Here is a 14,252-nt window from a genome sequence, read left to right as displayed (position 1 = left end):
AGGGGGAGAATAACATGACAATGAGTATTGCCGCAACACATGCAAAAGGTAAATTTGCTATTGACAAAATCTTCGGAGCTGCCGCAGCTGCCAACCAGGCTGCTGCTCAGTTTGGTAAAGATAAGGTAGTTAACGCCACTATCGGGGCAATATTGGATGACAAGGAAGCCTTGGTATGTTTGCCTACTGTCGAGAAAGTGTATCGCAACCTGCCTATCAATGAGGTAGCTAACTATGCACCTATTGCTGGTTTGCCTGAGTTTTTGGAGGCAGCCACTGCACTTACTTTCGGTGATAACCGTCCTGATGCGTACACCGGTGCGATAGCGACTTCTGGCGGTACCGGGGCTATCCATCATACAATCTGGAATTATTCTGAAATTGGTGACACAATTCTAACCTCCGACTGGTACTGGGGTCCCTACAAAGTACTGTGTGAAGAGTCCCTGCGCAAAATTGATACATTTACTTTGTTTGATGAAAATCAAAACTTTAATTCTAAGGCATTTGAAAGCAAAGTTAACGATATATTGACAAAACAAAATAATCTTGTGACAATCATTAATGCTCCGGCCCACAACCCTACCGGCTACAGTCTAAGTGACAGCGAATGGGATAATGTATTAGATATTGTTAAGACAGTAGCTAAAGACCAATCTAAGCGTATAGTAATTTTGGCCGATATTGCGTACATTGATTATGCCGGTGAGAAAAACGAGTGTCGCACTTTTATGAAAAAGTTCGGAAACCTGCCTGACAATGTCCTTATCATACTGGCATACAGTATGTCCAAAAGCTACACCATGTATGGACAACGTACAGGCGCAATGATCGGTGTTTCCAAAAGTAAAGAAGTTATCAAAGAATTCGCAGACATTAATCAGTATACCAGCCGGGCAACTTGGTCAAACATTAACCGTGGCTGCATGCGGCTTTTAGCCAATATTTATAATGATAAGTCGACACTAGCTCAGGTCGAAAAAGAACGTAGTGAATATTATGCCCTTATCCGCGAACGTTCAGGTATCTTTATGAATGAAGCTAAAGCTGCTAATCTCAGCATGCTGCCATACATAGCAGGTTTCTTTTTGACTATTCCAGCTAAGGATCCTGATGCCGTGTGTGACAAACTACATGACGACCACATCTTTGCCGTACCACTTGGCAAAGGTATCCGTATTGCTGTATGCGCCGTACCGTCAGCTAAAATTACCGGCATGGCCGCTAAAGTTGCTCAGGCCATGGCTGCTGTCGAAAAGTAGAATTTGCCTATAAAGAGAAAGTAAAAGCTAGATTGTTTCGCGTTGCTCGCAATGACGGTATGGAGAGATTAACTCTTCCTGTCATTGCGAGCATAGTGTGGCAATCTCGCTTTTTTTTATTTTGTCACCATTTTTGCCTGGACACCATAATATATAGCATGGAATCCTTACTATGTAATTTTAGGTGAGGTGAGATTATGGGTGACAACCTAGCGATTGCCAATATTCAGGGGGGGCCTCTTGCTCCAGATATTAAGGGTACTGTAAGCTTTAGGAGTGTACAGGGCGGTACGAAAGTGACAATTGAAGTATGGGGCTTACCCCGCTACCAGCCGGCCAGCAACGGGAAGCAGCCGGTGGGTCCCCACGGTTTTCATATTCACGAGGGTGGCACCTGTAAAGTAGGTGACCCAACTAACCCCTTTATGGCAGCGGGTGGGCATTGGAATCCTGACAATCAGCCTCATGGTAATCATGCTGGCGATTTTCCAGTACTGTTTTCTAATCGAGGCTTTGCGTATATGACTTTTTTTACTGATAAATTTACTGTATCGGAAGTTGTCGGCAAAGCTGTTATTATTCATGAAAGTCCGGATGATTACCGGACCCAGCCAGCAGGTAACGCCGGCCGCCGCCTGGCATGCGGTATCGTTCGAAGACGCCGCGATAGTTAGTATAATATTTTCCATTGGTTGAACATTCAGGTGCAGGAAATACTAGTCCTAAAGGAGGCTGATAACAATGAGCTGCCATCACAACAATATTTTTGATGACACCACATTTGCTTTTCCTCGCACCGGTTTTTGGATTGTGCATGTTTTAGGAGCCTTTTTTCTCTTGTTGTTAGGTATGCGGCTGGCTGTACGACGAGCGCCACTGCCGATAATGGCGTATCGACTGTTTAAATTACTGCGGCAATAGGTTGATGTGAGCCGGCAACTGCTAGGAAATAGAGCAGTTGCCGGTTTTTTATTGTATATTACAGACAGACAATTCAGGCAGGAAATTAGGGGAATATAGTTGAATTATTTATATATAGTGTAGAGAGAGAGAGTTTAGCCGACAGTAAGGGGGCCTTTAGGTGTCAGAGAAAATTAGTGTGACATTTTCCAATGGAAGTATTGCCGCGTATGACAAGGGGGTTAGTCTGGTAGCTGTTAGCCGGGACGCCGCGCACCGATATACTACACCGGTAGTGGCGGCCAAGGTAAACAATGAAATAAGAGATTTGCAAAGTGTCCTGGAACAGGATAGTGTGGTAGACTTTCTCGATCTTCATACAGATGCTGGGATGAAAGTGTATCAACGAAGTTTAACATTAGTCATGATTGCCGCCGCGCAGGATTTATTTCCAGGTTGTGAAGTGACAGTCGAGCATTCACTGAGTAAAGGCTTATACTGTGAGCTGCATCATGGCCGGGAAGTGACACCTGAAGATATTGCCAGACTTGACAAACAGATGAGGCAAATTATTATTGAGGACCGTCAGATTGTCCGCAAGACTCTGCCCAAAACAGAGGCAATTGAACTCTTCAAGGCAGCAGGGCAGCGGGAAAAAGTCAGTTTACTGGAACAGCTTGGCAGGGAAAAAGTCAGCATTTACTACTGTGGTCAGGTGTATGACTATTTTTATGGTACTATGACGCCATCTACTGCTTATCTCAAAGTATTTGAACTCAAATATTACCCGCCGGGAATTATTCTGCGGCTGCCTGAAAAGGATAACCCGGATGTGCTGCCTAAATTTGTTGAGAACCCCAAATTATTTAAGGTCTTCCAAGAAGGCGCTCGCTGGGGAAGTATTTTAAAATGCGGTTATGTGGCTACTCTTAATAAGTGCAGTAAAAACGGTGATATTAATGATATCATTAGGGTGGCAGAGGCATTACATGAGAAAAAAGTGGCCCAGATCGCCGATTTTGTCTCCTCCCACCGCAACGAGGTAAGAGTTATTCTGGTGGCTGGGCCGTCATCCTCAGGCAAAACGACATTTGCCCAGCGGCTTAATATTCAGCTTAGAGTCAATGGCGTGTGGCCTGTACCTGTTTCTTTAGATGATTACTTTGTTGACAGACACAAGACACCGCTTGATGAAAACGGTGATTTCGATTTTGAAGCCATTGAAGCCATTGACCTGGAGTTGTTTAATTCACACCTAGCCAGGATTTTAGCAGGGGAAGAGGTGGAACTGCCTACTTTCAACTTTAAGACAGGTGAACGGGAATACCGGGGCCACCGGATTAAAGTGGATAAAGGTCAGCCACTCATTATCGAAGGTATCCATGGCCTTAATGAACGGCTTACAACGTCTGTTCCACGTCACTGTAAAATAAAAATCTATGTCAGTGCACTGACACAGCTGTCCATTGATAATCATAACCGAATCCCGACAACAGATGCCAGGCTTATTCGGCGAATTGTCCGTGATAGCCAGTTCCGTTCCCATGACGCCCTTATGACACTCAAGATGTGGCCATCCGTGCGCCGGGGTGAAGAACGCAATATCTTCCCGTTTCAGGAAGAGGCGGATGTAATGTTTAACTCAGCGCTTATCTACGAGTTGGCAGTGCTGAAAAAATATGCTGAACCGCTCCTCAAAAAGGTTACGCGGGAAAACCTAGAATATTCCGAGGCGCGCCGGTTGCTTAACTTCTTGGAATATTTCAGTCTGGTAGGCGATGATGAAATTCCAAACAATTCGATACTCCGCGAGTTTATCGGCAAATCATGTTTTGAAAAACATTAAAATAAAAAAGACACCCTGCCTAGAATGAGTTAGGCAGGGTCATCTTTTTAGTGTTTTGAGTCAGGATTAGGATCAAGCTTACGGGCCAGAATGGCCGCCATTTTGCTTGAGCCAGTCATTGTCGGCATGCCTTGATAATGGCCAAGCTTGGCTAAAATAGAATATACCTGCGGATTTTCAACCGGAGTATGGGCGTGAGCGGCACTACCATAGTCATTTACATGGCCGGTGCCCAGTTCAGGAGGAATAAGCCGTCCAGGGCCACCCACACAGCCACCTTTACAGGCCATGCCTTCGACAAAGTTAGCCTCAAGCCTGCCTGCTCTAATATCTTCCAATAGCTTAGTACAATCTGGTATTCCATCAACTCTGATGGGATTGAATTTCTCGGCACGACGGGGGATCAGTTTTTCAAGAGTAGTGCCAACTGCCGCGCTGACACCGCCTGTCCGGCCATACAGCCGGCCGCCCCAAGAGGCAATAGGATTTTCCTCATCCGGTTCATCAGCTGGGTTGACATCTGCTGCTTCAAAGATAGTCTGAAGTTCTTGAAAGGTCAGAACAAAGTCGATAGCGCCTTTTAGATCAGGTAGTTGTGCTTCGGATTTTTTAGCAACACAGGGGCCGATAAAGACTACCTTGACATCTGGTTCAAGTTCTTTAATTACCCGACCGGAGGCAATCATGGGAGATACTGAAGGCGAGATATGACCCATTAGATCAGGAAATTTATTTTCGATCAGCTTAATCCAAATAGGGCAACAGCAGCTGGTGATCAAAAAATCATGCTCGTCCTTAACGTGTTCGTCATATTCAAAGGCTTCCTTAATAGTGATAAGGTCGGCGTACAACGCTGTTTCCACCATTTCATTAAAGCCTAATTTCAAAAGCGCACTGCGCAGTTTACCAGGAGTTACATCAGGGCCAAACTGGCCAGCAAAGGCAGGTGCCACTGAGGCATATACTTTGTGTGTGTTCTGGCGAAGAAGATTAATCAGTGGCACAAATTGGGATTTATCAGCTAAAGCGCCAAACTCACAGGCACTAATGCAATAGCCGTCGTTGGCACATTTGTTTCTGTCAATAGAGGGTCTACCAAGCTCATCGCGCGTAATAGCGCCAAGTGGACATGCTTTTTCGCAGGACGAACCCTTACAATCTTGACAAGCTTCTGGGTTAGCGATAACAACAGGTTCGCTGCCCATGCCCATGAGAGCCTCTTCGTCATATTCATTAATCACTTCTTCTGAATTGTTCGGCTCAAGCCCCATAGCAATGCGAATCTGATTGGCGACCAGACGGCGGGTCGCTTTATCTTCAAACTCTCGCTGCAGCAAGTGGCATATTTCTTCCTTACGCTCGAATAGATGGCCTTCCCAGGCGGCCTTTGCTACCTGATAGAGAATTCGTGGTCTGATATTTAGATCTGGAGGGGTAATCTTTGCCATATTATCACCTATCCAATCAAGATATTTTTACCATTAATATTTTGACGTTTTTTGTAGAAATTCCTGTTGAAGTCTGTGTGTTTTTTTGATATTGTAATAGCTAGTATTCTCAAAAATAGAATAGGAGATCACATGAATCAACAACCTACTCTAAAAAAAGACCTTAATTTATTAGCTGCCACGGCGCTAGTTGTCGGCATGGTTATCGGTTCAGGAATTTTTATGAAACCAGGTAAAGTAATTGCGGCTGCCGGGGATTCAAGCATGGCCCTTGTCGCCTGGGGCTTAGGCGGTATTATTACCATCGCTGCCGGCCTGACTGTAGCTGAACTTGGTGCGCAGATTCCCAAGACCGGCGGTTTGTATGCTTATCTTGACGAAGTCTATGGAAAGATGTGGGGTTATCTATTCGGCTGGGTGCAAACCTTGATTTATGGTCCGGCAACAACCGGTGCGCTCGGTCTGTATTTTGCCTCGCTGCTACTGCCCTTTTTTAGCTTGCCGGAAGCATGGAAACTACCTGTAGCAATTGCGACAGTCGCTTTTTTAGGTGGAGTTAATGCGCTCGGTACAAAGTATGGTGGTTTTATTCAGTCGGTATCTACAGCAGCCAAGCTTGTTCCTATTGTGATTATTGCTGTGTTTGGTCTATTGAAAGGCAATGGTCAGATTCTTAGTATGCCAAGCGGTGTGGCGGAAACGGCAGGAATGGGGGCGGCTATTTTAGCCACTTTGTGGGCGTATGACGGCTGGATAAATGTTAGTTTCGTTGCCGGTGAAATGAAAAACCCGGCAAAAGAGTTGCCGCGCTCAATCATTGTTGGATTGGGGATTGTCATTGTTGCGTATCTTTCTGTAAATATGGCTCTTTTGCACCTATTACCTGCTTCTGAGATTGCGCTTCTTGGCAATCGTGCCGCAGGAACCGCAGCAGGGCTATTGTTCGGTGAAATGGGTGGCAGACTGATCAATATCGGTATCTTGATTTCAATCTTCGGTGCGCTTAACGGCTATATCTTAACAGGTGCGCGAGTTCCCTATGCCATGGCGCAGAATGGTCTTCTGCCTGGATCAAAAGTTTTGGGTAGAGTCCACAGCAAATCAGGTGCGCCGGCGAATGCTCTGATTCTGGGGGTAATTCTGGCTGCAGCCCTGATGACACTCGGTGATCCTGACCGTCTGACCGACATGGCCATGTTCATTATTTGGGTATTTTATATCTTAGCCTTCATGGCCGTGTTTATTTTACGCAAACGATATCCCAATGCCGAGCGACCTTATAGTGTTCCAGGCTACCCAGTAGTACCAGCCATTGCCATCCTAGGTTCAGTGTATATTGCCTTTAGTATGCTGACAAATAACCCTGGTGATGCGCTGTATGCTCTCTGTATTACGCTTGCCGGTGTTCCAGTGTATATGATTTTAAAAAGAAACAAGTAAATCACAAACCAGGGGTAAAAGACATAATTTGCTTTTGCCCCTGGTTTTTTCCTGTAAGAAAGTATAACTTTCCGTCTGGATAAGGGCAACATCGGCTTCCGCTTTCGCTAAGGCTCGGCGTAAGCCGTGTTTTCTTTATGATTAAATAACAGGATGTATGAACAAACTAAATCAGGGATGTTAGTGATGAGGTGTTGGCAGCATGGAAAAAGTTTGTCCACTGTGTAATGCGCTGGAGGCAGTTGACGAGAGGTGCCCTTATTGCGGTCAGATAATAATTGACGGCGGTTCGCTCAATAATTATCTTGGTCCCTACAGTCCGTATGCTGAAATAGAGTCACTGCCGTTCAAGTCTGAGGGATATTGTGTACACCTTATGTACTGTCCTGAGTGTGATTATGATGCCCGGGTGGCACTGGCGCTTGTGTCAATTTAGCTGGCATAAAAGCTGACATATATACAGATAATATAAAGAAAACATGGCTTTCGCCGAGTCTTTGGCGACAGCGTAAGCCGATGTTGCCTTATCCAGGAGGAAAGTTACACTTTCTAACAGGGAAAAAAACATAAGGAGTGAACAACTATGTCCAATCCAATGGTTAAGTGTAGTGTTGATCAGTGTACCCACTATATGCCTGGCGATCAATGCATGGCTGCAAAAATTAGCGTTTATAATGATGAAGCGCAAGGCACTTCCGCTAAGCCGCAAGATACCCTGTGCAAGGCTTTCCATCACCGTAAAACTGTGGGAGACATGATTGGTGCCTTCCACAATGCCAATATCGGCGGCAGTGTAACGGCCGCCTTTATGGAAGGAACTCAAATCACTCCTGCGGTAGAATGTTTTGTTAACAACTGTAAGTTTTGGGATAACGGCAACTATTGCAACGCCGAACACATTCATGTAGCCGGTCCTAACGCTGCTAAAACTTCAGATACCGATTGTGAAACTTTTCAATCACAAAAATAATGCAACCAGAAGAAATAAAAAGCCGAGGCATGCCTCGGCTTTTTATTTCTGTTAAGCGTTAATATCGATATTACGGTATAAGCTGCTCATTTTCTTAATTTAGTGTTTACTGTGGCAACCGCACTTACACGTATCTTCATGATCAACAAACTTGACACAGTCAAGCTGGGCTTTAACCTGGGTTTTCATATGGTCAATATAGCGGCGGCGCAGATCGGTCTGTTCAGAAAGTTCACTATCAGTAAGACCGGTATCACGGCTCTTTTTGGCCAATTCATTGATTCTGGCAATCAGTTCAGGAGTTATCATGGAATGATTCCCTCGCTTTCACGCAATAGATTGTATAGAAAAATACTAGCAAATTATTGACAAATGTGCAAGATGGACTGAAAATAACAATTAAAGGAAAACTATTTTCGATTTTGATGGGAAAGGTGAGATTTTATGAATAAGTGGCGCTGTAATGTATGTGGTTATATACACGAGGGAGACAAGCCCCCTGCAGAATGCCCAATTTGCGGTGTTGGACCAGAGGATTTTGTGGTTGTGAAAGAGCTAGCTGCCGAGCAGCAGTTAGCGGTAAAACGCTGGAAATGTACTGTATGTGATTACGTTCATACGGGAGACACGCCACCAGACAGCTGCCCATTGTGCGGCGTAGGCTCTGAGTTGTTTGTCCTCTTGCTGGACGAGGCTGTGAAGTTGACTAGAGAAGCGGTGGCAGAGGCAGGCCCGGAGACTGCTAATTCGGCACTTGATAAAATTAGCTATGGTCTATATATAGTTACCTCCATCAAGGATAATACTATCAACGGGCAATGTTGTAATACGGTATTTCAAGTGACCAGCAACCCCTTGCGGGTGTCCATTTGCCTTAATAAAAACAATCTTACACACGAGTATGTTGTGGCAAGTGGTGTATTTGCTGTGTCTATGTTGGGAAGCGATCAAACAGACGCTGTCCGGCGGTTTGGCTACCAATCAGGCCGTAATGTCGATAAATTTGCTGGGATAGAATACATTTTCGGAAAAAATGGCTGCCCAATCCTTAAAGATTGCCTTGCATACATTGAAGCTAAGGTATTGCCTGACAAAACCGTGGACATAGGTACTCATACATTGTTTATTGCTGATGTTACTTCTGGAAGAATGGTAGCAAATGCCGAAGCACTAACATATAGTTTATACAGGAGAAGTAAACGTTAAAGGGTGATGGCTTTTGTATGAGCTGATAATTATTGGCGGGGGGCCAGCTGGGATGACAGCTGCCGTGTATGCGGCGCGTAAGCGGATGAAGGCGCTGATACTGACAAAAGAGTTTGGCGGTCAGCCGATGTGGACTATGGATATTGAGAATTATATGGGCTATCAGTTTGTTACCGGGCCTGAGCTTATGGAGAAGTTTGATGAACAGGTAAGAAAGTTTCCTATTGAAATAAAATATGAGGAAGTTACAGGCTTGGCTGTCAATCCTGACAGAACCTTCACAATAACCAGTGATGGGGGGGAGTATCAGGCGCAAGCTGTTATTGTTGCCTCAGGCAAGCGACCGCGCCGGCTTGAAGTTCCTGGGGAGGCAGAGTTCACCGGCCGGGGTGTTAGCTATTGTGCAACCTGTGACGGCCCATTGTTTGCGGGTAAGACAGTGGCTGTTATTGGCGGTGGCAATTCGGCTCTACAGGCAGCTATTGAGGTAAGCGGCGTAGCAGAAAAAGTTTACCTAATATCATTGGAGGGCTATAAGGCCGACCCGATTTTGCTCGAAAAACTAAAAGAGCTTGATCAGCCGGTTACTGAACTTATGAGTTATACAACAAAAGAAATAAAAGGCTCACAGGCGGTAGAAAAGCTGATTATAGTTAAAAATGAGACAAATAAAGAAATTGAGCTTGAAGTACAGGGGATATTTGTGGAAATCGGCTTAATGCCTAACTCCGAATATTGTGAGGGATTACTTGATTTCAACGAATACCGGGAGGTTGTTACCGACTGCCGTACGCGTACCAAAATTCCGGGTTTGTTTGCTGCCGGTGATGTGACAAATGGGCCTGACAAGCAGATCGTTATTGCTGCCGGCGATGGTTCGAAAGCTGCCCTGGTAGCCTATGAATACCTGCTGCATAAGCTAAGAGTATAAGTAAGAATGTAAGCAATACATGCACAAATCAACGCCTGTCATGTGCGGCAGGTGTTTTTTCTTTACATACACTTGGCTTTTCCCGGAAAATGAGTATAATATTATTCATACCATTAAAGACATAATACAAATTTTTGGAGTGTGAGAATATGAGAACTGTCATAACAATTGTCGGACAGGATAGGGTAGGCATTATTGCCATGGTCAGCAACATTTTGGCGGAGAACAATGTGAATATCCTTAATATCAACCAGAATATACTTGAGGGTTTCTTTAACATGGTCATGCTGGTTGATATGAATCAGTCGATTATCAGTCTGAAAGACTTAGGCCAGCTGCTAGGCGAGAAAGGCGCAGCTATGGGCCTTGAGATTAAAGTACAGCATGAGGATATATTCCGCACCATGCATCGTATTTAAGTCTAGCATCTGGGACATTTCTAATCAGTCTTAGTTGGTAGTAGAGAATGGCTTGGAGGTTTAAAACTAACATGTTTACAATGAAGGACGTTCATGAAACGAACCGAATGATCGAAGAAAACAAGCTGGACATTAGGACAATCACTATGGGTATCAGCTTGCGCGACTGCGGACATCCGGATATTAAGATTCTTTGTCAAAATATTTATGACAAGGTCACCCGTACTGCTGAGAAATTGGTCAAGACAGGTGAAGATATTGAGGCCGAATATGGTATTCCAATTATCAATAAACGCATATCAGTAACCCCGATTGCCATTGCTGCTGAAAGCTGTCGTTCTGATAGCTATGTTGAAGTGGCGAAGGCGCTGGACGCTGCTGCTAAGGAAGTAGGCGTTAACTTTATCGGCGGTTTCTCGGCACTTGTTGAAAAAGGGTATACTAACGGTGACCGCATACTGATTCGCTCTATTCCTGAGGCGCTGGCTGTAACCGAGCGAGTGTGTTCTTCTGTTAATCTGGGGTCAACCAAAGCCGGTATTAATATGGATTGTGTTCGCGAAATGGGCGAGATCATCAAAATGACTGCTGAACTTACTAAAGATCGGGATGCTTTAGGCTGCGCCAAACTGGTGGTGTTTGCTAACGTACCTGAGGACAACCCCTTTATGGCTGGCGCGTTCCACGGTGTGGGCGAGCCTGAGGTTACCATCCATGTTGGCGTAAGCGGTCCAGGTGTTGTTAAACGGGCGCTTGAAGATGTACGCGGGCGGGATTTTAGCACAGTGGCTGAAACTATTAAACGCACCGCCTTTAAGATCACCCGTGTTGGCCAACTGGTGGCACAAGAAGCAGCACGGCGGCTTGGCCATCCCTTTGGTATTATCGATTTGTCACTAGCACCAACCCCGGCTGTTGGCGATAGTGTAGCGCATATCCTGGAAGAAATGGGACTGGAAAGCTGTGGCGCCCCAGGCACAACAGCAGCCTTAGCGCTTTTAAATGATGCTGTCAAAAAAGGTGGCTTGATGGCCTCTTCTCATGTTGGCGGTCTGAGTGGAGCCTTTATTCCGGTCAGCGAGGATGCTGGCATGATTGCTGCCGTCGAGTGCGGCAGCCTGTCCTTAGAGAAGCTGGAGGCCATGACCTGTGTATGCTCGGTTGGACTTGATATGATTGCCGTACCTGGAGATACTTCAGCAGCGACTATTTCGGCCATTATTGCCGATGAAGCAGCTATTGGCATGATTAATAACAAGACAACCGCAGTGAGGATCATTCCTGTGCCGGGTAAAGCAGTAGGCGACAATGTTGAATTTGGCGGCCTCTTAGGCTATAGCCCAATACTTAAGGTTAGTACGTTTAAGTCTGACCACTTTATTGCCAGGGGCGGGAGAATTCCGGCACCGATCCGCAGCCTGACAAACTAAACCAAGGCTATAAAGAAAACACGGCTTGCGCCGAGCCTTTGGGCGAAAGCGAAAGCCGATGTTGCCTTATCCAGCGGAAGTTATACTTTCTTACAGGATGCAAAAGGCGAGATTGCCACGCTGACGCTCTGAGTGACGGGATTCTGAGGATATCCCTTTGGTCATTGAGAGCGATAGTGAAGCAATCTCGCCTTTGTATGTTCATTCTTATATATTTTCTGGGAAAAACCTATCCTTATCTGCTTCAAATTTAGGGCCGCTGGAAAACAGCACCAAACAAGGCTCTTTACCAGTATTAACGAAGCCGTGAACCTGTCCTTTAGGGATGGCAACAACATCCCCTTCCCGCAGCTCCTGCCGCTCACCGCCAATGGTTATAATGCCTTGGCCGCGCAGTATATAGTAGAGCTCGTCACTGACTTTTTGATAATGGGGACGAATGCGGTCCTTAACTACAGCTAGGCCCATACTGACTCCGGGCTCGGCCATTCCTTCAACGATAGCAATGCCAACCTCTGGGTCAATTGGCGTTTTGGCCATGTTTTCTAATACGTTTACAACATGCATGAGCGAGAAAACCTCCCGTTAGTTAGAATACTTCGCGCTCCTTCCGGTACTGTACAATGGCATCGACTCGGGCTTCTGCTGTTTGAGCGCCTGTCCAAAGCTCTTTAAATACAGCCGAATTTTTAAAGCTGGCGCTCCACAGAAATGAATCATCTGGTGTATAATAGGCAAAGATGATTTCTTGGGTGGCGTTTTTCGGCATGGTACCCTCAGCATCGGTGAGTAAGGCATAACTTCCTTCTTGGGTAAGTTCAATGCCAAAAACAATTAGACCATCATCGGTTTCTGTTTCCTCAAAACCCAGTGCTTCATAAAACTCTAAAATAGTGTTATTACTCATTACGATCATCTCCATATGTATAATTTGACTGGCTTCTATTACCAGATTAGAGGTATTGAACTGCCTGATGTTGAATTAGGCCATGAGAATGATTGAAAAAGGACATAACTATAAAGAAAACACGGCTTGCGCCGAGCCTTTGGCGAAAGCGGAAGCCGATGTTGCCCTTATCCAGGAGAAAGTTATACTTTCTATCGGGAAGATATAGACTGGAGGTTGATAAATACTATATGAATACAAATTTTGAACAATTAGGGCTGATAGCGCCTCTGGTGGAAGGTGTTTCTAAGGCGGGTATCTCTGTTCCGACCACTATTCAGGCAGAAGTTATTCCCGCGGCGCTAGCAGGCAAAGACATTATTGGGCAATCGCCTACCGGCACAGGCAAAACACTGGCATATCTACTGCCACTCTTTCAAAAAATTGATAGTACTAAGCGCGAGACGCAGGTGCTTATTCTTGCGCCAACACATGAACTGGCCATTCAAATACAACGGCAAATCGAATTGGTGGCCAAGAATTCAGGCTTGCCGGTAACCTCGGCTCCGATCATTGGTGATGTCAACATACTGCGTCAAATTGAAAAGTTGAAAGAAAAGCCGCATATCATTACAGGCTCTAGCGGACGAATTCTTGAATTGGTGCAGAAAAAGAAGATAAATACCCAGACCATTAAGACCATCATTCTTGATGAAGCTGATAGGCTGCTTGATGAGAGAAATGCTAACAGTGTTAAAGCTGTCATAAAGACTACGCAAAAAGACCGGCAGATGTTGGCCTTTTCAGCAACAATGCCACCGGCAGCCCTCAATCAGGTAAAAGAACTTATGAATAGTCCTGTTGAGATATTGTCGACGCAGAGTAAGGCTGAGAATAAGCCTGACATTGAGCATGTCTATTTTGTGTCAGACCGGCGGGATAAGTTTGAGGTGCTGCGAAAAATAGTCAGAGGCGTTAACATTGAGCAGGCACTTGTGTTCATCAATCGAAGTGATGATGTGGAACTGACGGTTGACAAGCTTAACTATCATGGCTTAACTGCTGCCGGCATTCATGGCAGTTTTGTCAAAGAAGACCGGAAAAAAGCCATGGATGGGTTCCGGAGCGGCAAGATTCAACTCTTAGTTGCCTCAGATCTGGCAGCACGGGGGCTTGATATACCGGGAGTAGAGTTTGTATTCAATTTGGATTTACCGGAAGACCCAGAGGTTTACTTGCACCGAGCCGGACGAACCGGACGAGCTGGGGAAAGCGGTGTGGCAATTTCAATAGTCTCGCCCCGGGAAGCCGCTTTAATTGCTCAATATGAGAAGGTTTTACAGATAAAAATGCTGCCTAAACATATTACGCATGGTAAGGTTTACGATAAAAGAACCAGCAACAAGCCTAAATGACGGATGATAAACGGTACTGGGGAGTCAGTACCGTTTAATTATGCCGATACTCGAGTAAGGCTGATCTAATTAGGATATTCCACATTTGCATTAATATTC

Annotated in this window: 17 protein-coding genes; 13 read left to right on the top strand and 4 right to left on the bottom strand. The window is 45.3% G+C overall.

Translation table 11 applies throughout. The features are described 5' to 3' along the window. Positions 1–14 precede the first annotated feature (14 nt). From B9A22_RS11580 to B9A22_RS11565, 4 genes are all read left to right on the top strand, one after another. Positions 15–1,262 (top strand): pyridoxal phosphate-dependent aminotransferase, encoded by a 1,248-nt coding sequence (locus B9A22_RS11580; RefSeq protein ID WP_084575886.1) that lies wholly within the window; start codon positions 15–17, stop codon positions 1,260–1,262. 197 nt (positions 1,263–1,459) lie between these two features. Then, positions 1,460–1,936, top strand: coding sequence for a superoxide dismutase family protein (locus B9A22_RS11575; RefSeq protein WP_084575885.1), 477 nt, complete (start codon positions 1,460–1,462; stop codon positions 1,934–1,936). 67 nt (positions 1,937–2,003) lie between these two features. Further along, positions 2,004–2,183 carry a hypothetical protein gene (locus tag B9A22_RS11570; RefSeq protein ID WP_084575884.1) on the top strand — a complete coding sequence of 60 codons (180 nt, stop codon included), beginning with the start codon at positions 2,004–2,006 and terminating at the stop codon, positions 2,181–2,183. A gap of 160 nt (positions 2,184–2,343) precedes the next feature. Next, complete coding sequence (locus B9A22_RS11565; RefSeq protein ID WP_084575883.1) at positions 2,344–4,008, top strand: nucleoside kinase; 1,665 nt, start codon at positions 2,344–2,346, stop codon at positions 4,006–4,008. Positions 4,009–4,055: 47 nt separating this feature from the next. On the opposite strand, the gene B9A22_RS11560 is transcribed toward B9A22_RS11565, so the two are convergent. Continuing rightward, complete coding sequence (locus B9A22_RS11560) at positions 4,056–5,456, bottom strand: [Fe-Fe] hydrogenase large subunit C-terminal domain-containing protein (protein ID WP_084575882.1); 1,401 nt, start codon at positions 5,454–5,456, stop codon at positions 4,056–4,058. Positions 5,457–5,588: 132 nt separating this feature from the next. Between B9A22_RS11560 and B9A22_RS11555 the strand changes: the two genes are divergently transcribed. From B9A22_RS11555 to B9A22_RS11545, 3 genes are all read left to right on the top strand, one after another. Beyond that, complete coding sequence (locus B9A22_RS11555; protein ID WP_084575881.1) at positions 5,589–6,896, top strand: APC family permease; 1,308 nt, start codon at positions 5,589–5,591, stop codon at positions 6,894–6,896. Positions 6,897–7,098: 202 nt separating this feature from the next. Then, the gene (locus B9A22_RS11550; protein WP_084575880.1) at positions 7,099–7,332 is read left to right on the top strand and encodes a hypothetical protein; all 234 of its coding nucleotides are present in this window, start codon (positions 7,099–7,101) and stop codon (positions 7,330–7,332) included. Positions 7,333–7,479: 147 nt separating this feature from the next. Next, entirely contained in the window at positions 7,480–7,866 is a 387-nt protein-coding gene (locus tag B9A22_RS11545) for a DUF1540 domain-containing protein (RefSeq protein ID WP_084575879.1), read from the top strand. A gap of 99 nt (positions 7,867–7,965) precedes the next feature. Here the strand turns inward: B9A22_RS11545 and B9A22_RS11540 are convergent, their stop codons facing one another. Further along, positions 7,966–8,175 carry a DUF896 domain-containing protein gene (locus B9A22_RS11540; RefSeq protein WP_084575878.1) on the bottom strand — a complete coding sequence of 70 codons (210 nt, stop codon included), beginning with the start codon at positions 8,173–8,175 and terminating at the stop codon, positions 7,966–7,968. Positions 8,176–8,310: 135 nt separating this feature from the next. On the opposite strand from B9A22_RS11540, the gene B9A22_RS11535 reads away from it, so the two are divergent. From B9A22_RS11535 to B9A22_RS11520, 4 genes are all read left to right on the top strand, one after another. Next, on the top strand, positions 8,311–9,072 hold the full coding sequence (locus B9A22_RS11535; protein ID WP_084575877.1) for a flavin reductase family protein: 762 nt from the start codon (positions 8,311–8,313) through the stop codon (positions 9,070–9,072). Positions 9,073–9,085: 13 nt separating this feature from the next. Then, complete coding sequence (locus tag B9A22_RS11530) at positions 9,086–10,003, top strand: NAD(P)/FAD-dependent oxidoreductase (RefSeq protein ID WP_084575876.1); 918 nt, start codon at positions 9,086–9,088, stop codon at positions 10,001–10,003. A 149-nt stretch (positions 10,004–10,152) separates the two neighbouring features. Next, on the top strand, positions 10,153–10,422 hold the full coding sequence (locus B9A22_RS11525) for an ACT domain-containing protein (RefSeq protein ID WP_084575875.1): 270 nt from the start codon (positions 10,153–10,155) through the stop codon (positions 10,420–10,422). Between the two features lie 71 nt (positions 10,423–10,493). Beyond that, positions 10,494–11,852: a PFL family protein gene (locus tag B9A22_RS11520; RefSeq protein WP_084575874.1), complete on the top strand. Its 1,359-nt coding sequence runs from the start codon at positions 10,494–10,496 to the stop codon at positions 11,850–11,852. Between the two features lie 207 nt (positions 11,853–12,059). On the opposite strand, the gene B9A22_RS11515 is transcribed toward B9A22_RS11520, so the two are convergent. Continuing rightward, a complete protein-coding gene (locus tag B9A22_RS11515) occupies positions 12,060–12,419 on the bottom strand; it encodes a cupin domain-containing protein (protein WP_084575873.1) in 360 nt (119 codons plus the stop codon). A 22-nt stretch (positions 12,420–12,441) separates the two neighbouring features. Further along, on the bottom strand, positions 12,442–12,759 hold the full coding sequence (locus B9A22_RS11510; protein ID WP_084575872.1) for a hypothetical protein: 318 nt from the start codon (positions 12,757–12,759) through the stop codon (positions 12,442–12,444). A gap of 82 nt (positions 12,760–12,841) precedes the next feature. Between B9A22_RS11510 and B9A22_RS26320 the strand changes: the two genes are divergently transcribed. Then, a complete protein-coding gene (locus B9A22_RS26320; RefSeq protein WP_281252391.1) occupies positions 12,842–12,967 on the top strand; it encodes a hypothetical protein in 126 nt (41 codons plus the stop codon). 22 nt (positions 12,968–12,989) lie between these two features. Beyond that, positions 12,990–14,153: a DEAD/DEAH box helicase gene (locus B9A22_RS11505; RefSeq protein WP_084575871.1), complete on the top strand. Its 1,164-nt coding sequence runs from the start codon at positions 12,990–12,992 to the stop codon at positions 14,151–14,153. Positions 14,154–14,252: the final 99 nt, after the last annotated feature.

Source organism: Sporomusa malonica (assembly GCF_900176355.1).
GTDB lineage: Bacteria > Bacillota > Negativicutes > Sporomusales > Sporomusaceae > Sporomusa > Sporomusa malonica.
Note: the sequence above shows the minus strand (reverse complement) of the source record. Positions and strands in the feature narration are given on the sequence as shown.